This window comes from Carboxydothermus pertinax, assembly GCF_001950255.1.
Lineage (GTDB): Bacteria > Bacillota > Z-2901 > Carboxydothermales > Carboxydothermaceae > Carboxydothermus > Carboxydothermus pertinax.
Map to the genome: position 1 here is coordinate 31,717 of NZ_BDJK01000036.1, position 21,278 is coordinate 52,994.

At 43.4% G+C, this 21,278-nt stretch carries 25 protein-coding genes and 1 riboswitch; of the genes, 7 read left to right on the top strand and 18 right to left on the bottom strand.

The window, feature by feature from the left end; translation table 11 throughout:
• Positions 1–2: 2 nt before the first annotated feature.
• From cpu_RS08935 to cpu_RS08975, 9 genes are all read right to left on the bottom strand, one after another.
• Positions 3–191, bottom strand: coding sequence for a 4Fe-4S binding protein (locus cpu_RS08935; protein WP_075859669.1), 189 nt, complete (start codon positions 189–191; stop codon positions 3–5).
• Positions 192–216: 25 nt separating this feature from the next.
• Entirely contained in the window at positions 217–1,509 is a 1,293-nt protein-coding gene (locus cpu_RS08940; protein WP_075859670.1) for a (Fe-S)-binding protein, read from the bottom strand.
• Positions 1,506–2,282 (bottom strand): uroporphyrinogen-III C-methyltransferase, encoded by a 777-nt coding sequence (gene cobA / locus cpu_RS08945; protein WP_234970224.1) that lies wholly within the window; start codon positions 2,280–2,282, stop codon positions 1,506–1,508. The genes cpu_RS08940 and cobA overlap by 4 nt, the downstream gene beginning before the upstream one ends.
• A 77-nt stretch (positions 2,283–2,359) precedes the next feature.
• On the bottom strand, positions 2,360–2,545 hold the full coding sequence (locus cpu_RS08950; RefSeq protein WP_075859672.1) for a FaeA/PapI family transcriptional regulator: 186 nt from the start codon (positions 2,543–2,545) through the stop codon (positions 2,360–2,362).
• Positions 2,546–2,558: 13 nt separating this feature from the next.
• Positions 2,559–3,617 (bottom strand): dissimilatory-type sulfite reductase subunit beta, encoded by a 1,059-nt coding sequence (gene dsrB, locus cpu_RS08955; protein ID WP_075859673.1) that lies wholly within the window; start codon positions 3,615–3,617, stop codon positions 2,559–2,561.
• 1 nt (position 3,618) lies between these two features.
• Positions 3,619–4,809: a dissimilatory-type sulfite reductase subunit alpha gene (gene dsrA, locus cpu_RS08960; protein WP_075859690.1), complete on the bottom strand. Its 1,191-nt coding sequence runs from the start codon at positions 4,807–4,809 to the stop codon at positions 3,619–3,621.
• 351 nt (positions 4,810–5,160) lie between these two features.
• Positions 5,161–6,771: a long-chain-fatty-acid--CoA ligase gene (locus cpu_RS08965; RefSeq protein WP_075859674.1), complete on the bottom strand. Its 1,611-nt coding sequence runs from the start codon at positions 6,769–6,771 to the stop codon at positions 5,161–5,163.
• Positions 6,772–6,963: 192 nt separating this feature from the next.
• The gene (locus cpu_RS08970; protein WP_075859675.1) at positions 6,964–7,092 is read right to left on the bottom strand and encodes a desulfoferrodoxin FeS4 iron-binding domain-containing protein; all 129 of its coding nucleotides are present in this window, start codon (positions 7,090–7,092) and stop codon (positions 6,964–6,966) included.
• 25 nt (positions 7,093–7,117) lie between these two features.
• Positions 7,118–7,510: a PaaI family thioesterase gene (locus cpu_RS08975; protein ID WP_075859691.1), complete on the bottom strand. Its 393-nt coding sequence runs from the start codon at positions 7,508–7,510 to the stop codon at positions 7,118–7,120.
• A gap of 140 nt (positions 7,511–7,650) precedes the next feature.
• Between cpu_RS08975 and cpu_RS08980 the strand changes: the two genes are divergently transcribed.
• From cpu_RS08980 to cpu_RS08995, 4 genes are all read left to right on the top strand, one after another.
• Positions 7,651–8,778 (top strand): FTR1 family iron permease, encoded by a 1,128-nt coding sequence (locus cpu_RS08980; RefSeq protein ID WP_075859676.1) that lies wholly within the window; start codon positions 7,651–7,653, stop codon positions 8,776–8,778.
• Between the two features lie 245 nt (positions 8,779–9,023).
• Positions 9,024–9,437 carry an Hsp20/alpha crystallin family protein gene (locus tag cpu_RS08985; RefSeq protein ID WP_075859677.1) on the top strand — a complete coding sequence of 138 codons (414 nt, stop codon included), beginning with the start codon at positions 9,024–9,026 and terminating at the stop codon, positions 9,435–9,437.
• A gap of 95 nt (positions 9,438–9,532) precedes the next feature.
• Positions 9,533–10,696, top strand: coding sequence for an MFS transporter (locus cpu_RS08990; protein ID WP_075859678.1), 1,164 nt, complete (start codon positions 9,533–9,535; stop codon positions 10,694–10,696).
• Positions 10,697–10,766: 70 nt separating this feature from the next.
• Positions 10,767–11,615 carry a DegV family protein gene (locus cpu_RS08995; protein ID WP_075859679.1) on the top strand — a complete coding sequence of 283 codons (849 nt, stop codon included), beginning with the start codon at positions 10,767–10,769 and terminating at the stop codon, positions 11,613–11,615.
• Positions 11,616–11,676: 61 nt separating this feature from the next.
• Here the strand turns inward: cpu_RS08995 and cpu_RS09000 are convergent, their stop codons facing one another.
• The 8 genes from cpu_RS09000 to cpu_RS09035 all read right to left on the bottom strand — a co-directional run bounded on the left by cpu_RS09000 (position 11,677) and on the right by cpu_RS09035 (position 18,214).
• Positions 11,677–12,114: an Hsp20/alpha crystallin family protein gene (locus cpu_RS09000; protein WP_075859680.1), complete on the bottom strand. Its 438-nt coding sequence runs from the start codon at positions 12,112–12,114 to the stop codon at positions 11,677–11,679.
• Between the two features lie 52 nt (positions 12,115–12,166).
• Positions 12,167–12,964: a MetQ/NlpA family ABC transporter substrate-binding protein gene (locus cpu_RS09005; protein ID WP_075859681.1), complete on the bottom strand. Its 798-nt coding sequence runs from the start codon at positions 12,962–12,964 to the stop codon at positions 12,167–12,169.
• A gap of 19 nt (positions 12,965–12,983) precedes the next feature.
• Complete coding sequence (locus cpu_RS09010) at positions 12,984–13,631, bottom strand: methionine ABC transporter permease (protein WP_075859682.1); 648 nt, start codon at positions 13,629–13,631, stop codon at positions 12,984–12,986.
• A gap of 2 nt (positions 13,632–13,633) precedes the next feature.
• Positions 13,634–14,647 (bottom strand): methionine ABC transporter ATP-binding protein, encoded by a 1,014-nt coding sequence (locus cpu_RS09015; protein ID WP_075859692.1) that lies wholly within the window; start codon positions 14,645–14,647, stop codon positions 13,634–13,636.
• A gap of 62 nt (positions 14,648–14,709) precedes the next feature.
• Positions 14,710–14,814, bottom strand: a riboswitch (SAM riboswitch).
• 109 nt (positions 14,815–14,923) lie between these two features.
• The gene (locus cpu_RS09020) at positions 14,924–15,772 is read right to left on the bottom strand and encodes an ABC transporter permease subunit (RefSeq protein ID WP_075859683.1); all 849 of its coding nucleotides are present in this window, start codon (positions 15,770–15,772) and stop codon (positions 14,924–14,926) included.
• Entirely contained in the window at positions 15,756–16,661 is a 906-nt protein-coding gene (locus tag cpu_RS09025) for an ABC transporter ATP-binding protein (protein ID WP_075859684.1), read from the bottom strand. Before cpu_RS09025 ends, cpu_RS09020 begins: the two co-directional genes overlap by 17 nt.
• Before the next feature lies 1 nt (position 16,662).
• Positions 16,663–17,745 (bottom strand): anti-sigma factor family protein, encoded by a 1,083-nt coding sequence (locus cpu_RS09030; RefSeq protein ID WP_075859685.1) that lies wholly within the window; start codon positions 17,743–17,745, stop codon positions 16,663–16,665.
• A 1-nt stretch (position 17,746) separates the two neighbouring features.
• Positions 17,747–18,214 (bottom strand): sigma-70 family RNA polymerase sigma factor, encoded by a 468-nt coding sequence (locus cpu_RS09035; protein WP_075859686.1) that lies wholly within the window; start codon positions 18,212–18,214, stop codon positions 17,747–17,749.
• A gap of 155 nt (positions 18,215–18,369) precedes the next feature.
• On the opposite strand from cpu_RS09035, the gene cpu_RS09040 reads away from it, so the two are divergent.
• The 3 genes from cpu_RS09040 to cpu_RS09050 all read left to right on the top strand — a co-directional run bounded on the left by cpu_RS09040 (position 18,370) and on the right by cpu_RS09050 (position 19,963).
• A complete protein-coding gene (locus tag cpu_RS09040) occupies positions 18,370–18,642 on the top strand; it encodes an SHOCT domain-containing protein (protein ID WP_075859687.1) in 273 nt (90 codons plus the stop codon).
• A 69-nt stretch (positions 18,643–18,711) separates the two neighbouring features.
• The gene (locus tag cpu_RS09045; protein WP_234970225.1) at positions 18,712–18,900 is read left to right on the top strand and encodes an SHOCT domain-containing protein; all 189 of its coding nucleotides are present in this window, start codon (positions 18,712–18,714) and stop codon (positions 18,898–18,900) included.
• 127 nt (positions 18,901–19,027) lie between these two features.
• A complete protein-coding gene (locus cpu_RS09050) occupies positions 19,028–19,963 on the top strand; it encodes a metal-dependent hydrolase (protein ID WP_075859689.1) in 936 nt (311 codons plus the stop codon).
• Here cpu_RS09050 and cpu_RS09055 read toward each other — a convergent pair.
• A complete protein-coding gene (locus cpu_RS09055; RefSeq protein WP_075859693.1) occupies positions 19,960–20,946 on the bottom strand; it encodes a sodium:calcium antiporter in 987 nt (328 codons plus the stop codon). The two genes, cpu_RS09050 and cpu_RS09055, sit on opposite strands and share 4 nt — an antisense overlap.
• Positions 20,947–21,278 lie beyond the last annotated feature (332 nt).

Here is a 21,278-nt window from a genome sequence, read left to right on the forward strand (position 1 = left end):
TATTAAAGTTCTTGAATGGTAACGGCCCCGGTCGGGCAGGAAGTAGTGCAGGTTTCACAACCCATACACTCCGAGGGATCCGAAACTATTTCCACCTTATCGCCCTTTAATTCAAACAATCTTGCCGGACAGGCCTCTGCACAGGAACCGCAACCGCTGCATTTATCGAGATCGACATTAACCATAAACATCCCTTTCACTCCTCTAAATTTTTATTTACTTATTCTCATCCCCGGGTAACACCAGGGCGTTAGCAACGACTTCCGACAAAGCAGTAATATTTGCAGGAATTTTGTAATGTTTTTTAAGATCCTGCAACTGAACCAGGCAGTTGTGGCAGGGTGCAACCACCTCTTTAGCTCCGGTAGCCATTATTTGGTCTGCTTTGGGTTTACCCGCTGCTATCCTGGATTTAGCATAATCGGTCATGGCCAGCATCCCTCCACCACCACCGCAACAGAGGTTTTCCACCCCGTTTGGGCTCATTTCTCTAAAATCAGTGACTACCCTTGCTAAGATTTCTCTTGGCTCCTTATAAATACCACCGTTTCTAGCTAAATTGCACGGGTCATGGTAGGTTACCGGCTTGTTATTCCGCGCTGGTTCAAGTTTTATTCGGCCGGACATAATATACTCATGGATCAATTCCACCACATGCTTTACCTCAAAGGGGAATTTTTCGCCCAGCCAGTTTTCCGCTTCCCAGCGCATGGCCCTAAAGCCATGTCCACATTCGGTCATCGCCAGTACCTTTACCCCAAGCTCTACAGTGGCATCTCTAAGCCTTTGGGCATGAAGCCTTGCCAATTCGTCTTCACCGGAGAACAATGCCAAATTAGTAGCATCAAACATTTTGCTGGAAACGGTCCAATCTTCCCTGGCAGCATAGAAGATTTTTGCCAGAGCAATAAAGGAAAGAGGATAAACCTTAACTTCCAGGGGTATCGTCATGTACAACACCCGGGCACCCCTTTTATCCACCGGGATTTTCGCCTTGGAGTCCCCAAGCTCGTCCTGAAGCTGTTCTTCCAGCCACTCTATTGTTTCTAAAAACTCCTCCCGGGTAACCCCCATATTATTCCCGGACTCAATAGTCAGGTCTACTCCCGCCTTCAAGCTCTGGGGTACCATGTTAATTGCTGCCAGCATGGCCCGGGCTGTTCTGACAATTAACCCGGTATCTATACCCATGGGACAGTTTATGGTACACCGCCGGCACATGGTACAGCTACCAAAGGCAATATCCTTTAACTCCCGGGCGTATTCCTCATCAAAATCCTGCGCTCCCACCAGGCCGGGCAATAATTTTCCAGTCGGGGTAAAATACCGCCGGTAAATTTTCCTAAGTTTTTCCGCTTTATAGGCCGGCGTATGGACGGGATCCTTAGTCGCTCGATAATAGTGGCAGCTGTCTTTGCAAATGCCACAGTGCGCACACACTTCTAAGCTGGCAATTAATTTTTTATTTAACCTGCCTTTTAAAAACTCCACTGCTTTTTGGGTATTCATCGTATTACACCTTCAGTCTTTAACTTTTTTGTCTCAAACCAGTTAAGTTGATCCCGAAGTTTAACCGTCTCCCCCACCACAATAACTACCGGGTGTTTTAAGTTAGCCTTTTTTACCTTTTCTTCAATATCTTGAAGACACCCAGTAACTGTCGTCTGCTCTGCTCGGGTCCCAAGCCTGATTACCGCAACGGGTGTTTGGGGAGAGCGGCCATACTTCAGTAGGTTGGCTACTATTTGAGGTAAATTTTTCATTCCCATTAACACTACCAGCGTATCCGTCGCCAAAGCCACTTTTTCCCAGTTAATTTGACTTTCTTTTTTATTTGGGTCCTCATTACCGGTTATTACGCAAAAAGAAGCTGCTACTTCCCGATGGGTTACCGGAATCCCTGCATAGGCCGGAACGGCAACAGCCGATGTTATTCCCGGCACCACCTCAAAAGAAATACCATGCCGGACAAGCACTAAGGCTTCTTCACCCCCCCGTCCGAAAACAAAGGGATCACCGCCTTTTAAACGCACTACAGTTTTGCCCGCCAGGGCTTTTTCCACTAAAAGCTTGTTAATCTCTTCCTGGAGGTATTCATGATGATTCGGAGCTTTTCCGGCAAAAATAAGTTCCGCATCTTCTCGGGCATAGGTTAAGAGCAGGGGATTTACCAAGCGGTCGTAGACTATAACATCCGCTTTTTTTATAAGGTTTAAACCTTTTACAGTTATAAGCTCCGGATCTCCAGGTCCGGCCCCCACCAGGTACACAAAACCAGGCATAGACTTCATCCTTTGCATGATTTCTATGGGCCGCCCAGGGCGGGCGGCCCAGGGCAGAGGAGAAGAGGTTAGAGGTGCTAAACTTTTAACTTAATATAAGAAGTCCCGAGATAAAGAAACTCGATTTTATCTTCCTTGGCTAATTCGGTAACTGCTTTATCTACTTCTGCCTTGGAAACTCCTAAAGCTTGAGCCACTTCTTTGTTTTTTGCCTTTTCTATCGTTTTTAGATAATCAATTATTTTTTGCTTTAACTCTTCCACTTTACCGACCCCCTTACCAGTTAAACTGAGTAGTAGTTCTAAAGGTAGTCGGCGCAAAGATAAAGTCATCAATATGCTTTTCAGTAAATGGAAGCCCCGTTAACTTAAAGAACCGCTCCCAGCCAATCCGCTCGATCCACTCACCGTAACGTTCTCCCGGCAGAGCGTTTTTAGCATACACTTCCAAAAGATGTTTTACTGCCTCCACCGTCTCCGTCCACCGGGGCGGGTTATTGGGAAGATACGGTATCGCCAGCCGCGAAAACTTCGGAGCCGTCCGGGCATTGGAAACTTTACCGCCCACAAAGATGGCTACTCCGTCGTTTTCCGGGTCGGCAATTGGCATAGCCGGACAAACGGTATAGCAGTTACCGCAGTACATACACTTGTCTGGGTTTACGTCTACCGATTTTAGCTTGGGATTTGGTTTAATAGCGCCGGTTGGGCAGCTTTGAATAACCGACGGAATCTCCGAGACCTTTGAAACCTTTTCGTGGTCAATTCGAGGCGGTTTACGGTGTATCCCCACGATTGCAATATCCGAACAGTGCACGGCTCCGCACATATTAAGACAACAGGCAACGGCAATTCGCACCATGTTGGGGAGCTTGTTTTCCACAAAGTAGTCGTAAAGCCCATCCATTAAGCTTTTTACTAAACCGGAAGCATCGGTAGCTGAAGAATGGCAGTGCACCCAGCCTTGAGTATGCACAATATTGGATACGGAATGCCCGGTCCCTCCCACCGGTAAGCCTCTTTGGGCAAGTTCTTGTAAAAGGGGTTCAACCAATTCTTGATCATCCAGCAAAAATTCAATATTGTGGCGGCTGGTAAACCTTAAATGCCCTTTGCTGTATTTATCGGCAATTTCGCAAATTTCCCGGATAAAATCGATGCTGGCAAGTCTTGGCGATCCAACTCTAACGGTATAAAGCTCGGCACCGGTTTCCGAAACGTGCTTTAAAACCCCCGGACGGATCTGTTCGTGATATAACCATTTACCATAATTTTCCTTGATAATATCGGGAATAAGGGTACTGTAATGGGGAGGTCCAAAATCGGTTCTTGCCATTTTACTTCACCTCCTCGGGATACCAGAAGTAATAGGGGTTAGCACGAGGAGCTGTGACCATTTGCGGTACCGGTTTAATCCCGGTATCCCGTAAAAATTTTGGCATACCTAGGCGGTAAATGGTTTCACCAATCCGCTCCCGGGTCTTGCCGTTTTCATCCCACCAATCGGTAATGGTCCTAACGAAATCCTTCAGTTCGGTATACGGCGGTTTCATTTCCATAAAGGGTATGATAACCCACGACATAAAAGCCGACTTAACAATTGGAGCTTTGGCACCTATTAATAATGTTGCTCCGCCTTCTTTTCCAACTCTCAAAGCCTTGGGCATTTCGTTAATACAATGCATGCAGCGAGTACAGGTCTCATTATCAATAAAAATTTCCCGGGTTTCGGCATTAAATTTCACCGCTTTTTTCGGGCACTTATCCACCACCATCCCCTGGATATCAAATCCCGATTCTACGTATGCTCTTACTTCCTCCTGATCTACCCTGATAGCATCCCTCCAGGTACCGATGACCGAAAGGTCAGCCCGGGCAATAGAAGCCACGCAGTCGTTGGGACAACCAGCAATCTTTATCTTAAACTTATAGGGCCACATTGGTCGGTGAAGTTCATTTTGAAACTCCATGGTAATTTCATGGCAAACATCCAGAGTGTCAAAGCAAGCAAACTCGCAACGGGCAGGTCCCACGCAACAGCTTGGAGTCCTAAGGTCTGAACCGGAGCCTCCCAGGTCAAAGCCGGCCTCTGCCAGTTCATCAAAGCAAGCCTGCAGTTTATCAGTATCGATACCCAGCAGAATTGCATCCCCGGTCGTACCATGGAAGTTAGTTAAACCGCTGCCATACTTTTCCCAGATGTCGCAAAGCTTGCGCAAAGCCTCGGTAGTGTAGAACCACCCTGCCGGCTGGTTTACCCGAATAGTGTGAAATTCCGCTGCATCGGGAAACTGCTCTGGTAAATCAGAGTAACGGCCAATTACTCCGCCACCGTAACCTTTTACCCCCACAATTCCGCCGTGTTTCCAGTGAACTTTCTTTTCCGTATAAGAAAGCTCCAGCTGGCCTAACAGCGCTTCGGCTTTTTTGTTTTTGGCCGCAGCTTTTTTAATTTCCTTGACAAAGCTGGGCCAACGTCCCTCCTCCAACTGATCCAAAAGAGGAGTCTTTTGTTCCTCGTTGGCCATCAATTCGGCACCTCCTGCTTGTGATTATGTTCTCAATTTTATTCCGGGTATTTCCCGTGCTTTTCTACTAAAATCATAATTTTTTAAACATTTATGGTCAATTAGGTTTATTATTTGATAAACTTATGGTTTTATTTTAAATTATTAATTCTTACACTGAATTTCTTCTTAAATTACTCTCTTCACCCCGAACTTATTTTTAAAATCCCCGTTTTTTCCGCTCTATTTTGTGACTACGGTAACTTTCTATAACAAAAATAAATACCACTATTTGTGATATTTATATAAATAGATAAGGGACAGTCCCCAAATTATCCTTGTACGGTAATTTTAGGGACTGTCCCTTTTTTATCATTTTCGGCCTAATTCTTCTTCTCTTAATTGCCGCCGCAAAACCTTACCAACCGCAGTTTTGGGTAATTCTGCCCTAAACTCAATCTTCTTTGGAACTTTGTAGGCCGCCAGCCTTTCTTTACAAAAGGCGATGATTTCTTCAGCAGTAGCTGTTTCACCATCTTTTAAAACAATATAGGCTTTTACCGTTTCGCCCCGGTATTCGTCAGGTATCCCTACCACTACCGCTTCCTTAATCTTAGGATGCTCAAACAGTACTTCCTCCACTTCCCTGGGATAAATATTATAACCGCTGGCTATAATCATATCTTTTTTCCGGTCAACAATATAAAAATACCCATCTTCATCCATCCGGGCCATATCCCCGGTATAAAGCCAGCCATCTTTTAGTACCCTGGCCGTTTCCTCGGGCATATTCCAGTAGCCTTTCATCACCTGCGGCCCTTTTACTGCCAGCTCCCCAATTTCTCCAGGGGGTAACTCCCGGGTATAATCCTCGGGATCAACAATTTTGGCAAAAGTATCGGGAAAAGGCAAACCAATAGAACCAACCTTTCGTTTTCCCCCTAAAGGATTACAATGGGTAACCGGTGAAGCCTCGGATAAACCGTAGCCTTCTACTAAGTGCCCTCCGGTAAGTTCCTCAAACTTCAAAGCTACCTCCATGGGGAGAGGAGCTGAGCCGGAGATGCAGTCTTTTATGCTGTTAATACCATAGCTCCCGTCGTTGGGATAATTATTAATTGCTATATACATAGTAGGTACCCCGGGAAAAACCGTAGGCCGAAAAGTTTTAATAATGTTCATCACTTCATTAATTTCAAAGCGGGGTAAAAGCACCAGCGTTCCTGCATTGATCAGGGAAAAGTTCATCGCCACACTCATGCCATAAGAATGGAAAAAAGGTAGAACCCCTAAAACTACTTCCTTACCAAATTTACAGGAAGGCATCCAGGCCGTAACCTGCATGGGATTGGCCAGCACGTTGCGGTGGGTTAAGGTAGCCCCTTTGGCAATCCCTGTCGTTCCGCCAGTGTACTGTAAAACCGCAGGGTCATTTACATAATCTATAAGCGGGGTCTCCACCGCAAGGCCAAACGCCGACTTAGCGTAAGCTTCAAAATCTACCGCTCCTTCGGGTACCTCATAGGAAGTAAAATCAAATAAGATAATTTTTTCTAAATTTGTTTGGCTTTCTACTGCCTTTATCCGGGAATAGAGGTTACGCATAGCTACAATAACTTTTGCCCCAGAATCGTTTAAAATGTGTAATAGCTCCCTTTCCACGTACATCGGGTTTACCTGAACCAAAATTGCCCCTATTTTTTGTACTGCAAGATAAGTAATCACATACTGCGGTGTATTAGGGGCCATTAAAGCCACGCGATCGCCTTTCTTAACCCCATCTCGGGCTAAAGCCGCTGCTAAAAGATCGGTATAAAGCTTTAACTCCCCGTAAGTTATTTCTTTCTGGTAAAAAATAAGAGCTTTGTGGCCCGGCATTTTAGCTGCTATCTCATCAACTATTTGGGCTATTGTCTTATCAGGATAATTTAAAGAATGTGGAACTCCTTCCTCATAAGATTTAAGCCAAACAGGCTCTCCCATCCCTTTTCTCCTCCTTTTACTTTTCTCTCTTTTTTTAATATTTTGAATTTTTATATTGTTCGATAAATATTATACCTTATCTCACCTAAATATTTAAACCCAGTTACTGAATGAATCCTCATTTTTTTCTCGACATGAATCGACTTCTAATGTTTAAAAAATAAAAAACCGGGAAACTCCCGGTAGTTTGAATTACTTTTTATCCTGTAAAACCAAAACCATAGGCTTGCCACAGCAAACAAGCTGCCCCTTACCACTCTCTAAAACTTCCACTTTATTACCGCAAATCTCGCATAAATAAACTTGGCCATCTTGAGTCAAAAGACTCGCCCCCCATCGTTTTAGTTTACCACACTAAATAAGTGGCAATACCAATGGCTAAAAGTTCTTGCTTATCACTATACACCTCTACTTCGCCAACTACAACCCTATTTCCACTGCTTATCCGACGGGCACGAGCCACAATATCACCGCCAAGTCCGGGTTTTAAATAATTTACTTTGAGTTCAACTGTAGCCATTCTTTGTTCTTCGGCCATATCAGCTACCACCATAGCCCCTACCGCTGCATCAATAATAGCCGCAAATACCCCGCCATGCACCACCCCAAAAGTTTGAAAGTGATGCGGTTTTAAACTAATCTTGAGCTCAGCTTCCTTTGGAGTCACCCGCAGGGGCTCCATCCCCATAAAACTCCAAAAAGTATCGTTACGTAAAAGTTCCAGCAAATCTCCGTTCATCCCTTTTCCCCCTCTTTTTTCTTTATTTTTTAGATAGGTGCAAAAATTCGCCATTGAACGCGATTCACCTTCTTGACTAATCCGATTATTTTACTTATAATTTAATTGAAAATGATTTTCACTTTCAAGGGGGTTGTAATATGCTTAAAAAAATTTCCTTTTTTCTTGCAGTCCTTGCCTTAATTACTTTAACCTTTTCCGTAACTGCTTTGGCGGAAGACCCTCTAGCCGAATACAAACAAATGCTTGATAAGCTTCATCAAGAAGCAAAAGAAGGCGAATGGGGAAAAGCTCAGGAGTTATCTGGAAAATTAGCAAAGTTTTTTACAAAAGAAGAAGCTGAAATTAAAGAAATAAGCCCCAAACTTTATGAAGAATCGGAAGAATATCTACCCAAAATAGTTAAATACGCCGGGGAAAAAAATCTAGAAGAATTAACTGAATACTATGAAAAGCTCGTATCTGCTTTTCCCTCGGCGGAAAAGAAAGAAGGCTTTACCGGAATATTTGACAGCGCTTTAATTCTACTGCGGGAAGGCTTTGAAGCTTTTCTAATTATTGGTGCCCTCTATGCCTTTATTAAAAAAGCCGGGCAAGAAAGCCTTAAGGGAAGTTTAATTTTGGGGGCCTTTGCCGGCGCTCTCGGCAGTGTCTTAGTTGCCCTTTTTCTCTTATCAGCCGCTGGTAAAATCTTGCCTCCTGCTGCCTTGGAAGGCTTTTCTTCAATCCTTGCGGCAATACTACTCTTTTACGTAAGTTTCTGGCTTATCTCCAAGGCCAATACCCAAAAATGGGAGCAGTTTATTAAGGATACTGCCAGTCAGGCTCTTTTAAGAAAAAGCTACTGGTCGTTTTTCTGGGTAGCGTTTCTGGCTGTATTTCGGGAAGGTTTTGAAACGGTGTTGTTCTACACAGCCCTTTACCACCAGGTAAGCCCTGCAGGGTTCTGGACTGGACTTTTAAGCGGAGTACTTGGACTTGCCGTCCTGGTTTACGCCATTATCAAACTCGGGGTTAAGGTCCCTATCCGCCCCTTCTTCCTGGCCACCGGAATTCTTTTGTACTACCTTACTGTAAAATTTGCTGGGTACGGCATCCATGAGCTGGCAGAAATCGGCTGGATTTCAGAAACCAAACTGGGCGATTTCAGTATAAGTTTTATAAGCTTCTACCCTACTTTAGAAAACTTAATAATCCAGGGCATCTTATTAATAATAGGTATTTATGGAATTGTAAAAGTCATAACCAATGCCCCCAAAGCCACTTAATATATACCCTTGAGGCGGCAAGTTTGCCGCCTTTTTTATTGGGTATTGACTTAGAGAGTTTATCGGAAAAATTTTAAGATATTTTTAGTAATAAGTTAATTTTTAAAGATATGCGTTGATATTGTTAGTTTTTTCAATTTAATGGCTATATTTACTCATTGAGTTTTGGTCAAAAAAGGTCAATAATTATTATCGGAAAGGTCAAAGATAGTTAAAATAAAAAATCCCTCTAGGAGGTGGTCGCTATGTTGATGAGATTTGATCCTTTTAAAGAAATCTTTGACTTAAACCGCTGGTTTGCCGAAGCCTTTACCCCTATTAACCGAAGTCTTTCTCTCCCAAGGATTGATATTTTAGATGAAGGCGAAGAACTATTAGTCAAAGCAGAACTTCCCGGTATTGAAGATAAAAACCAAATAGAGCTTTACGTACAAAACGACTACTTAATCCTCAAAGGTCAAGTTCAAGACGAGACTGAAGCTAAAAGCGACCGGTACTACCGCAAAGAAAGATTTAGCGGAAGTTTTGAACGGGTAGTCTACCTGCCAGTAGAAGTCGAACCGGCAAAAGCCAGTGCCGAATATAAAAATGGTATCCTTAATATCCGTCTAAAAAAAGCCCAAGGTAGCCAAAAAGGATTTAAAATAGATATCCAGTAACCCCCCTCCCTCCTTCCCCGAAGTTTTGACGCTTCGGGGTTTTTTCTTTTTAAAAAATGTGTTTTAATAGTAATGTTGGACAGGAGGGAGAGAATTTGAATTACAGCAAAATTCGCTATGCTATTGCTTTCGGCCATTTCTGGATAGATTTTTACGCCAATGTGTTAGCTTCAACGATGTATCTTTTAGCCCGGGATTTAAACTTAAGCCTCACCCGCCAGGGGATTTTGGTGGCGGTAGTTTCGTTTGCTGGCTCGGTAATGCAACCGTATTTGGGCTACCTAGTGGATAAACGGGGAAAAAGCGCCTATCTTTTATTAAGCCTTTTGGTAATGGGTTTACTTACTACTGCTACCGGCCTGTTTCAAAATTTTTATCTTGTTTTAATCCTTTTTACTTTAGGAGCCCTCGGTTCAGCCCTTTACCACCCCTTAGGGTCTGTGCTCACTACCAGCATCAGCGAAAAGAAAAACACTGCCGTTTCCTTTTATGTCACCTGGGGTAATATCGGTTACTCCTTAGCCCCGGTAATTCTGGTACCGGTAGTGGAAGTATTAGGACGAAAAGGGCTTTTTCTTTTTTCCCTGCCCGTATTTTTAGCCTTAATCTTTCTTTATCTAACAAAAAGCCATAAGCTGCCCATGCCCCACGAAGAGCGTAAGGAAGCTCTGCCCTCCTTTCGGGCTACAATAAAAAGCGCTTTTTTGGGCCTCCTGCTACTAAATTTAATTGTTTGGGGCCGAGCCTGGGTGCAAGTTGCCCTTGGTAACTATTCTATTCAGTATTTTCTGCATCAGGGACTTTCGGCCAACCAAAGTAGTATTCTCCTCTCGGCCTACCTTTTGGCAGGAACAGGAGGGGTGGTAGCGGGTGGTTTTGTCAGTGAAAAGCACGGAGAAAAATTTACCCTGCTTTCTACTTTTCTTTTATCCGGAATAACCTTAGCTATAATGTTTTTCACTCCACCCCCGCTTTCCTGGTTTGGTATGCTTTTAACTGGCTTTCTTTTAAACATGTCGTTCCCGGCCACCATTGTGATGGGGCAGAATTTAATTCCGGAAAACGCCGGAATGGTTTCCGGGATGATGATGGGTCTGGCGTTCGGTCTTGGAGGAATGGGTGCTATGCTTACTGGTACCATTGCTGACTACACCAGTCTTGCTTTTTCACTAAAGCTTTTAGTGGTAATTCCCTTTATTATCTCAGCTTTAACGGTTGTTTATTTTCAAAAGTATTCTCTGGTTAAAGCCATAAGATAATAATTTTTGACATATTTCGATATTTTTTGTATATTTAAGATAATTAATTATTTGTTGGAGGTTTTACAATTTGCGCAAGTTTAAAATTTTTACCGACAGTACCTTAGATTTACCCGAAGAGATTGTAAAAGAAGAGGGAATTGAGATTATTCCTCTTTCCGTTAATTTCCCCGACGGCAAGAGTTATTTTGACCGCTTAGAAATTTCTGCTAAAGAGTTTTTAGCGCGGATGAAAGAGTATGTAGAATTACCCAAAACCAGTCAACCTTCACCCCATCATTTTTTAGAAGCGTTTAAAAATGCGGTCCATCATTTGGAAAATGCCGGTGAGGTGGTATTTTTAGGGCTATCCTCTCGACTTTCAGGAACTTGGCAAAATGCCAAAATAGCAGCAGAAATGATCAGCAAAAAAATTACGGTTATTGATTCTAAAACAAGTTCTCTCGGCCTTGGAATTTTAGCCCTTAGGGTTTCGGAGTGGTTAAAGGAAGGCTGTGAACGGGAAGAACTTTTACACCGGGTGGAAAAATTTAAAGAAGAGCACCGCCTCTTTTTTACCGTGGAAACTATGGAAAATCTGGTCAAAGGCGGACGGGTTTCCCGGATGAAAGAATTAATGGCTAATTTTTTAAATATAAAGCCCATATTTCATAGGACACCTGAGGGTGAAATCGGTCACTTGGAAAATGTTCGGGGAAGAAAAAAGGCTATTCAACGATTAATTGAACTTGCCGAGCAACACGGCAAAAATTTTGAAGAAAAAATTATCGGCATCACCCATGCGGGAGCCTTAGAAGACGCTCTTTTGTTAAAAGAAAAACTGTTAGAACGGCTAAAACCGAAAAAAATTATTTTATCCGAATTAAGTCCGGTCCTCGCCACCCACGGCGGTGAAGGAACGTTACTTGTGACCTATTAAAAGATAAGGGACGGTTCTAGGATGCGTAGAAATAGCACGCTCATAGAACCGTCCCTTTTATTCACTGGATTTCCAGGCGGCGAGCCCGGGGATTATTTTTGCCGGATTTTTTCATCCGTACCTCTAAAATACCATTTTGGTAAGAAGCCCGGGCATGATCCGGTTCAACTTCCGCCGGTAGAGCGATAGTTCTTGAAAATTTGCCGTAGTAACGTTCACTTCGGTAGAATCTTTCCTGTTTGTGCTCCCGCTCATCCCGGATCTCGCCTCTTAAGGTGAGGCTTTCCGGCTCCACAATTACTTCAAGATCTTCTTTGGCATTAAGTCCCGGTATTTCCGCCCGAACAACTACGTCTGCCCCCTCTTCAAAAATTTCTACCTTGGGAGCAAAAATTCTGGAAGGGGTAAAAGGTTCGAAAAAATCCCCCCGCTCAAAAAACCTCTCCATCTGATTTTTAAAATTTAACATTTCCCGCCAGGGGTCAAAAGGTATAAGCATTTTATCACCTCCATTTAATTAGCATGGAGGCTTTTTTGGTTTTTATGCAAAATTAATTTAAAGGCACTACCGCCCCATTGTACTTTTCATTGATAAATTTCTTGATTTCTTCGGACTTTAAAGCTTCGGACAGTTTTTTAATTTCTTCGCGATTTTCATCACCTTTGCGCACAGCCAAAACATTGCCAAAAGTCTCGGCCGCTTCCGAATTGGCATCTTCGGCAATTAACGCATCTTTAGGAGAAAGCTTGGCTTCCTGGGCATAGTTACCGTTAATTACCGCCCCATCGAGGTCATCTAAGGACCGCGGCAGCTGGGCTGCTTCTAATTCCACCACATCCACTTTCTTGGAAGTTATATCCTTTACCGTTGCTTTAATCCCAAGGCCCGGTTTTAAGGTTATAAGACCTGCTTTTTCTAAGAGAGCCAGAGCCCTCCCACCGTTGGTAGGATCGTTTGGAATACCTATTTTGGCTCCAGGTTTAAACTCATTAATACTCTTTACCTTTTTGGAATAAAGCCCCATCGGCTCAAAGTGAACTTTCACGGTCCAGGTAAGGTTAAGTCCCCGGTCTTTGTTAAACTGCTCTAAATACGGCACATGCTGAAAATAGTTGGCATCCAGCTCTTTTTCCGCCAAAGCGATATTGGGCTTTACATAGTCGGTAAACTCGATAATCTCCAGTTTGATGCCTTCCTTTTCTAAAATCGGCTGCACCTGCCGTAAAATTTCCGCATGGGGTACCGGGGTCGCCCCAACTTTTAAAACTTTTTCTGTAGCTTTTTGGCTTCCGCAGCCAAAAAGGCCCAGGGTTAAAATTAACACTAAAGCTACCAAAACTTTTTTCATCTTAACTCCTCCTCCTTAATTATTTTGTTTTATATTTACGGGCCAAAAAATTGCCCGTAGCCTGCACCATCTCCACCAGAGCCACCAAAATAGCCACAGTTATAAGCATCACATCCGTTTGAAACCGCATGTAGCCATACCGGACTCCGAGGTCTCCCAGCCCCCCGCCACCAATGGCTCCGGCCATGGCCGAATAACCAATAATAGCTATAGCCGTATTGGTCAGGCTTAAGATAATCCCGCTACGCGCTTCAGGCAGGAGAACTTTAAAAATAATCTGGCGCGTATTAGCCCCCATGGCCCGGGCAGCTTCCACAACCCCGGGATCAATTTCCCGGAGATTGGCCTCAATTAACCGGGCAACAAAGGGAGCCGCCCCAATCGTTAAAGGTACTATCGCTGCACTGCTACCGATAGACGTTCCAGCAATGAGGCGGGTTATAGGAGTAACCGCCAGCATCAGGATTACAAAAGGCGCCGAGCGCAAGACATTTACTATTGAACCCAAAAAATTATAAACTACAGGTCTAGGCATTATCCCACCGCTTGAAACAACATTTAAGAAAACTCCCAAGGGAATACCGATTACCGCTGCAAAAAAAAGGGCTAGCCCTGTCATGTAAAGAGTTTCATACGTAGCCTTTAATATTTCCGGCCAAAATCCCACTTCTACACCACCTCCATTTTTACCGAAAGCTCGGTTAAAATTTGCCGTACCCGGGCTCTTTTCCTTTCATCACCAAAAATTTCTACCGCTAAAACTCCATAGGGAACCTCTTTTAAATGACCGATATTGCCATAAAGAATACTTAAATCCACGCCCGTTTCTTTAATTATCCTGGACACCACCGGCTCACCGGCGGTATTGCCGGCAAACCGAAGCAAAAGTACTTCCCGGTCAACTCTTTTATCCCGGGCTTGAAGCAGAACCTCTTCAGGTAAATCACGACTTATTACGGTATTGACAAACTCTTTGGTAATAGGATGCCAGGGGTTTAAAAAGACGTCGGTAACTCTCCCTTCTTCTACCACCCGTCCGTTGTCCATTACTGCCACCCGGTCACAGATTTCGGTAATCACCCGCATTTCATGGGTAATAATAACTATAGTAATCCCAAGTTTTTGGTTAATTTCGCTCAACAACTTTAAAATCTGCCCCGTAGTTTGCGGATCCAAAGCAGAAGTGGGTTCATCACAGAGAAGAATTTTCGGGTTTGCGGCAATCGCCCGGGCAATCCCCACCCGTTGTTTTTGTCCGCCGGAAAGTTCTCTTGGATAGCTATCCGCTTTATCCAAAAGCCCCACCAGCTCCAGGACTTCCATAACCCGTTTTTTAATCTGATCTTTTGGATAACCCCCTATCTCTAAAGGAAAGGCCACATTTCCAAAAACGGTACGGGAATCCAAGAGGTTAAAATGCTGAAAGATCATTCCGATTTTCTGGCGTAAGTTTAAAAGCTCTTTAGCCTTAAGGCCGGTAATCTCCACTCCGTCCACCCAAACTTCTCCGGCCGTAGGTCGGACAAGACCGTTTATTGCCCGTAACAATGACGATTTTCCTGCACCGGATAAACCGATGATGCCAAAGATTTCACCTTTTTTTATTTCTAAATTGACGTTATCTACTGCCGTTAAATCTCTTTTACCGGAATAAGTGATGCTTAAGTTTTTAATAATAATCACTATTACCACCTCTTTTGCAAAAAAATAACCCTCTTCCGGATAGAAGAGGGTTTTTACTCCTCCTCTTATCTCCCGGAATATCATCCGCAGGAATTGGCACCATTGCCAAATATTTGGCCGGTTGCCGGGCTTCATCGGGCCAGTCCCTCCGCCACTCTTGATAAGAGGCGATCTATGTCATCGCCGCTATTTAGTTCATATAAACTGAGTTTGATTTTAAATTCGAAACTACCACCTGTCAAGCCCCTTTGAAAAAGTTTTAATTTTTTAAATTTTCTATGCTGCCTCCCGTTTATTAAAAAGATTTATTCCTAGAATTACCACTCCCACCAGGTAAAGAAGCGTATAGCCGATAAAGTATAAGCTTGGGGGATTGGCGCTGCCAAATAAGGCTAAAGGTCCGGCAAAGTTGCTAACTCCAGAAAAAATATACGACACCCCTTTGCGGTAAATAGCGTCGGTAGGAAGGATAATACTGGTTAAAAGACCGATTTCTTGCAAAATTTTCGTTTGTCCGGGAAAGAAGCTTGCCACCTGTTCCATCATCCCTCCAACCAGCGAGGCCATATACAGGGTAAAAGCAAAAAAACCGTTAGCCACCGGCGACAGCCGTACCGACCCGGTCAACGTCACCGCCGTTAAAATAAGCGGCATGCCGCTTAAGATAAGTCCTGCAAGCCAGACATTTTGGGGGATAAAACCTGTAATAACGTAAAACTCGGCTACCAGTGCAAAGATTAAAACCATTGCCGCAACCATGCCCAAAAGACCATAGCCAAGAAATTTTCCCAAAAATACCTCCCATTTTTTTATGGGGCGTACCAGTAGCGGCTGTAAAAGCCAGGCTTCTAATTCTCCGGAAATCGCCCCAACCGCACTAAATACCGCTATTACGTTTACTGCAAAGGAGGCGAAAAACAAGCCAAAGGAAAAGAAAAAATTTAAGAGAATATAATGCTGTAAAGCCAGATCAGGAGTAGGGTTTTTATAAATTTTTAAATTCTCGCTGATAAAATAAAGGCCTGTACCGAAAAGAACAAGGTAAACCGCCGCTAAAATGACAATTACCAAAAGAGTTTTCCTGCGCACCGCTTCCCTTAAGGTATAACTAATTATCTGCCCCATTTTTGCCCTCCACCGCTTGGATAAATAATTCCTCGAGCGCCGCTTTAAACGGCCGAACCTCATAAATATTAGCTCCCCCGAGGACCAATTCCCGCATCATTGCCGGTACTTCTTCTTCGCTTACACCCAAAAGCTTTAACCCATTTGGGGCTTCCCCGGTTTGGTACTGGGATTTTAGTTTTTTAAGAAGAGCTTCGGGAATTTCCCCGCGGATTAAAATCCCGCGTCCGGATAAAAGTTCCGCGAGTTTTCCCCGGGCTTTTATTTCCCCGCGATTAATAATTGCTACACTATCGGCTACCATTTCCACTTCTGATAAAAGATGGCTGTTTAAAAATACTGCTACTCCTTGTTTTTTAAGGTCAGTGATAATTTCCCGGACTTCAATCCGGCCTACCGGATCCAGAGCCGATGTTGGTTCATCCAAAAATAAAAGTTCTGGCTCTCCTAATAAGGCCACTGCCAGGGCCAGCCGCTGGCGCATCCCCTGGCTATAGGTCTTGATTCTACTATCTTTTCGCTCCCAAAGCTTGTTCTGGGTTAAAACCTCTTCTATTCTTCTCTTTAACTTTTTATCTGGAAGGTAGAGGAGTTTCCCGTGAAAGCGCAAAAGCTCTTCTGCCGTCATCCACTCCGGCAGGCGAATATTCTCCGGGAGATAGCCTACCTTACGACGGACGTGCAAGTCTTCCGGGCTTTTCCCAAAAAGCCGTATCGTCCCCAAGGTAGGTTTTAATAAGCCTAAGGCAGTTTTCACAAAGGTACTTTTCCCGGCACCGTTTGGCCCTAAAAAAGCAAAGATTTCTCCGGGGGAAACCCCCAGAGAAATGTTCCGGCACCCTATTTCCCGGCCATAATATTTTGTTAAATCGACACTTTCTAATACCATGTTACCAGCTAAGCCCCCTTGCTACTTCTAAAAGGGTTTCTTTATCAAGAGAGCTTTCAATTACGGTAAGAATTCCCCCCTTTAAAAACACCAGCACCCGATAGCTTCCCCCCGATTGTTCAAGCATCTTTCCGGTTACACCGGCGATTTTAACATCTTCCACCAATGTTCCCTTGTAAACCGGTATCACCAGGGCGCTGTTTAAATCACCGGCAAGTCCTGCCAGAGAGCTTTTTAGGTCTCCGGGGATCCCCGGCAGCTCTAAGAGAACTTCGGCAATTTCTTCCGGCGTAATCCTGGCCCGGGTTTTTATTTCCGGTACTGCCTGACGAGTAATGCTAAGATAACCACCATTATTACCGCCACCTGTGAGGTTGTAATTGGCCCGGTAACCAGGGTTTACGCTGATGTTTAACTCTTTCCCCTCCAGGATTTCCGGAAATAGCTTCTTGGCTCCCAAAAATTTCAGCTGCCTGTTCATCTCCTTAACATTAACTTTCACTGTTAATTTAAATCCTTCCCCTTGGTATAAATTATTCAATTGCGCATGTTTTTCCAAAGTTGAAGGTAAATTTTCCGGAACGGGATTTAAAGAAGCCGGGATATTTTTAATATCATTGGGAGCCAAATCCCGCGGTTTTAAAGTCATCTCTCTTTTAACCTCAATAAGTCCTTCTATTTTGCTTACCCCTACCTTATTAAAAATATCGGAAAGTTTCTCCAGGTCCACCGCATTAACCGATACTACTTCGACCTTTTCAGCTCGGAAAAAGGTGTAAAGTTCATCGGCTATCGTTGGCGCCCCGCTCAGGATTAAAGCGGCCGCCGCTACCGCTGCCACCCGGGGTAAAATTGCATTTTGCCAGAATTTTCTCCTAAGGCTTGGCGTTTTAACCTTTTCGCCGCCAGTCAAAAGCGAAAGCTTTGCCGCGGTAAATTTTTTGGTAGCTTTAATTTCGTTAAACTTATCCCGGCATTTCAAGCACTCTTCAAGGTGTTCCTCTACTTTCCTCATTTCCCCTAATTTTAGCTCATCATCCACATAAGCCATTAAAAGCCCCTCATCCAAACAACAGCCCTTCAAATTACTCACCTCCAGATAATTTTAAATAACTTTTTTTAAACCGGGCCTGTGCCCGGCAGAGTTTCTGCCCCACCGAGCTTTCCTTAATCCCTAATTTTTGGGCTATCTCCTTGTATTTATAGCCCTTCTCCCGTAAAAGTAATAGTTTTTGTTCTTCCTCGGTAAGGGTTGCCAGAGCTTCTTTCACCAGTTCCACCTCATCTATAAAATTAATTCCGGAAGTTTGCGCTCCTTCTAACAGCGGAATCTCCCGGGCACGCCGGAGATAATCATAGGCAAGATTTTCTCCCACTTTAAAAAGCCAACCAACAGGATTATTTATATTGTTTATATCTTCCCTAAGTAGCCTGGCAAAACACTCCTGAGCCAGTTCTTCGGCTATATCTACCCTTTTTACAATACTTTTAATCCTGAAGGTAAGTTTGGTATACATTTCCTTATAAAGGGTTTCAACTATACCGTGCTCCACCCTCTCCCTCCTTTATCGCCTTTTCTACATCTAAGACGATTTTAACTCCTAATTTGTGACAGCCAAAGAAATATTTTTTCTGTTAAACTGCAATAATCACGAAACACTTTGGTAACAATTAGGTTTTATAATAAACTTAAAAGGAGGCGATATTAATGATGTGGAGATTTTTCCCGGGATTTGGCTATGGTTATGGTTATTACCCCGGCAGTTTTCTAATAAATCTACTTTTGTTTTTAGCTGTTATAGTGGTAGCAGCCCTGATTTTCCGCCGGTTTGGCATCTTCTTTCCCATGGGCGGCTGCGGCCATCATGTTTCCCATACAAACCACCGCTCTTCAGCAGAAGAAATTTTAAGAGAACGGTATGCTCGAGGGGAAATAACCAGGGAAGATTATTTAAAAGCTTTAGAAGATCTTAAAAAATAAGGGGTGATAAGTATGATGTGGTATTTCTGGGATCGGCTAACTCCATGGAACATGTTGGGAGGTATCTTTATGATGATTTTAATGTTTCTCTTTTGGGCGGTAGTAATTTATTTCATCTTCAAACTTCTTACTCGAAACGATATTATAAATAAAGCGGTCCCCGGGAAATCCCCGGAGGATCTTTTAAAGGAAAGATACGCCCGGGGAGAAATAACCAAAGAACAATACGAAGAAATGCTCCATGACTTACGAAAATAGCGGGTACAACCCCGCTATTTTTTTTGGAAAAAATAAATTAAAATATATATCAGGTTAAGTTTTTTTATTCCAACTTCTAACCTCAATCTTCCAGCTTCCAAAAGGCCACCGTCATAGGAGGTATAATATGGATAACCTAACCCACGGTTTAATTGGCTATGCTCTAGCCAAAGCTATTCTGCCAGCAACTGCTGACCCTACCCTGACAAAAGCTATCACCTTAGCTTCGGTTTTAGCTTCCGAAGCCCCGGACATTGATTTTGTCACCAGTGCCCTTGGGCCATTAAAATATTTTGAATACCACCGTACCCTGACCCACGCACCCTGGGGAGTAGTTGCTTTATCCTTTCTTTCAGCATTTATTGCCTACTTTTTTAACCGTGGAGTAAATTTTAACTACCTCCTTGGTATTGCCCTTTTATCCGGTTTTATCCATGTAGGCCTGGACCTACTTACTTCCTATGGAACAGCCCTTTTTTGGCCTCTATCAAAAAAGCTTTATTCTTATGATATTTTAATGATTATCGACCTGTATATATTGTTAATATTTGCTGGAGGCTTTCTTTTCCTGTGGCTGGGAAGATCCCCCCAGAAGGTTTTTCTAACTATACTGGTGATACTCTTACTTTATATTGGTGCCCGCTGGCAAATCCAGTACCATTTATGGCAAAAGGTAACTTCCCTTTATCCCCACGCAAAAATAACCGTTTATCCCGATCCGCTCGACTTTTTTTCCTGGCGGTACGTAGCCCAAGAGGGCAAAATAATCCATCAAGGAGAAGCTAAGTTTTTAACCGGCAAAGTATTAAAATCAAAAACCCTTGAATCTTCCACAATCCCGGAAGAATCAAGGGTTGCCCTTTCCACTCCTGAGGCAAAGGCGTTTATGAACTTTGCCAAGTTTATCTACATTAAGGTTAAAGATACCCCCACCGGACGAAAAATCTATCTTTTAGAACCCCGCTACCATTTTCGGGAACATTATGTATTTGGAGTAATGGTAGAACTTGATAAACAAAACAGAGTAGTCAAAACCTACCTAAATCAATCACTGGCCGATTAACCTTGCACAACAAAATAAATAAACACCAGGTATAAGAGACCATTTACCAGTAAAAGCCTGGCGGAGAGCTTCTTTCTAAAACGGTAGCCAAGGTAAGCAAGTAAACCTGCCATTAACGCCAGCACCCCCGAAAGCCCGGCATAGAAATCCAAGTGCCAGTCGGAAAATACAATACCAAAGGCAGGAATCAAAGTGCTCTGAAACACCATTGCCCCGGTAACATTCCCTAAAGCATAGGTATCTTTTTGATCCCGTATCCAGATTATCGAGTTAAACTTTTCCGGAAGCTCAGTAGCAATAGGTGCGATTACCAAAGAGAGAACCAGGGCCGGAATCCCTGCTGATTTGGCTACCGCTTCAATCCCTTTAACAAATTCGTCAGCTCCTAAAACTATCATCGCTAAAGCCACCACCACCTGGGCAATAATAGCAAAGGTAGGCGGCACTTCATGCCGGGGAGCAAAGTAGCAGCGGTCTAACTCGTGGCAGTTTTCTTCACCAGCCGGAGCAGTTATTGTTATCTTTAAATAATAAGCATAAGCCCCTACCAGCACCAGTGCCACAATGACTTTACCTGCATACGGTAAAAAAGAAGCCAAGAGAGCTAAAGCATAAAGAGGCAAGAAGAACATTAGATCCCGTTTAAAAACAGCACCGTTTACCATAAGTTCGTGACGATTTGCTCGTTTTTTAAAGGAAAGGGCTGATAGGCCTGCTAAAAACAGTGCAACAGTACTTAACATAAAAGGAGCCCCTAAAATAGCTCCCACCCCTATAGCATGGGCATCGGCACCTGCCCCAAAAAGAATAGCAATTATCGGAATCATCGTTTCCGGCAACGCCGTGCCCACAGCCGCCAAGACACTTCCTACCGTTCCTTCATTTAAGTTAAACTTTTTCCCAAGCCATTCTACACCATTAGTAAATAAAACTGCTCCCCCCAGAATAAACAGTAAACTTCCAATAAGTAAAACTATAGTCATCAAAACCCCACCTCTTTCTTTAACAATTTTTAGTTTATAAAAAAATAAGACCTTTATACCTAAACAATAATCTTTAGGTACAAAGGTCTTGCCTTTCGTGAAAGAACCGGGCATAATGCCGGGTCTGTCGGTTCTTCCTCCCGGATAACCGGGCGGCTACTCCCCTTTGTGTTTTTTAATTATTTTTATTATATTATAAATAATTCTCCCTTATTTTGACAAGCCTACTTATTCAACTCATTTGTAGATAGGCCAGAGAATCGTTCACAATATTTTTTTAAGCTAAAACAGGCATTGAAAAAGGTGGGTATCCCTCGGGTATTATTAAAGTG

Coding starts and splice junctions, on each gene's coding strand:
- cpu_RS08935 (WP_075859669.1), bottom strand. CDS start 191: ATGTTTATGGTTAATGTCGATCTCGATAAATGCAGCGGTTGCGGTTCC.
- cpu_RS08940 (WP_075859670.1), bottom strand. CDS start 1,509: ATGAATACCCAAAAAGCAGTGGAGTTTTTAAAAGGCAGGTTAAATAAA.
- cobA (WP_234970224.1), bottom strand. CDS start 2,282: ATGCCTGGTTTTGTGTACCTGGTGGGGGCCGGACCTGGAGATCCGGAG.
- dsrB (WP_075859673.1), bottom strand. CDS start 3,617: ATGGCAAGAACCGATTTTGGACCTCCCCATTACAGTACCCTTATTCCC.
- dsrA (WP_075859690.1), bottom strand. CDS start 4,809: ATGGCCAACGAGGAACAAAAGACTCCTCTTTTGGATCAGTTGGAGGAG.
- cpu_RS08965 (WP_075859674.1), bottom strand. CDS start 6,771: ATGGGAGAGCCTGTTTGGCTTAAATCTTATGAGGAAGGAGTTCCACAT.
- cpu_RS08975 (WP_075859691.1), bottom strand. CDS start 7,510: ATGAACGGAGATTTGCTGGAACTTTTACGTAACGATACTTTTTGGAGT.
- cpu_RS08980 (WP_075859676.1), top strand. CDS start 7,651: ATGCTTAAAAAAATTTCCTTTTTTCTTGCAGTCCTTGCCTTAATTACT.
- cpu_RS08985 (WP_075859677.1), top strand. CDS start 9,024: ATGTTGATGAGATTTGATCCTTTTAAAGAAATCTTTGACTTAAACCGC.
- cpu_RS09000 (WP_075859680.1), bottom strand. CDS start 12,114: ATGCTTATACCTTTTGACCCCTGGCGGGAAATGTTAAATTTTAAAAAT.
- cpu_RS09005 (WP_075859681.1), bottom strand. CDS start 12,964: ATGAAAAAAGTTTTGGTAGCTTTAGTGTTAATTTTAACCCTGGGCCTT.
- cpu_RS09020 (WP_075859683.1), bottom strand. CDS start 15,772: ATGGGGCAGATAATTAGTTATACCTTAAGGGAAGCGGTGCGCAGGAAA.
- cpu_RS09025 (WP_075859684.1), bottom strand. CDS start 16,661: ATGGTATTAGAAAGTGTCGATTTAACAAAATATTATGGCCGGGAAATA.
- cpu_RS09040 (WP_075859687.1), top strand. CDS start 18,370: ATGATGTGGAGATTTTTCCCGGGATTTGGCTATGGTTATGGTTATTAC.
- cpu_RS09045 (WP_234970225.1), top strand. CDS start 18,712: ATGATGATTTTAATGTTTCTCTTTTGGGCGGTAGTAATTTATTTCATC.
- cpu_RS09050 (WP_075859689.1), top strand. CDS start 19,028: ATGGATAACCTAACCCACGGTTTAATTGGCTATGCTCTAGCCAAAGCT.
- cpu_RS09055 (WP_075859693.1), bottom strand. CDS start 20,946: ATGACTATAGTTTTACTTATTGGAAGTTTACTGTTTATTCTGGGGGGA.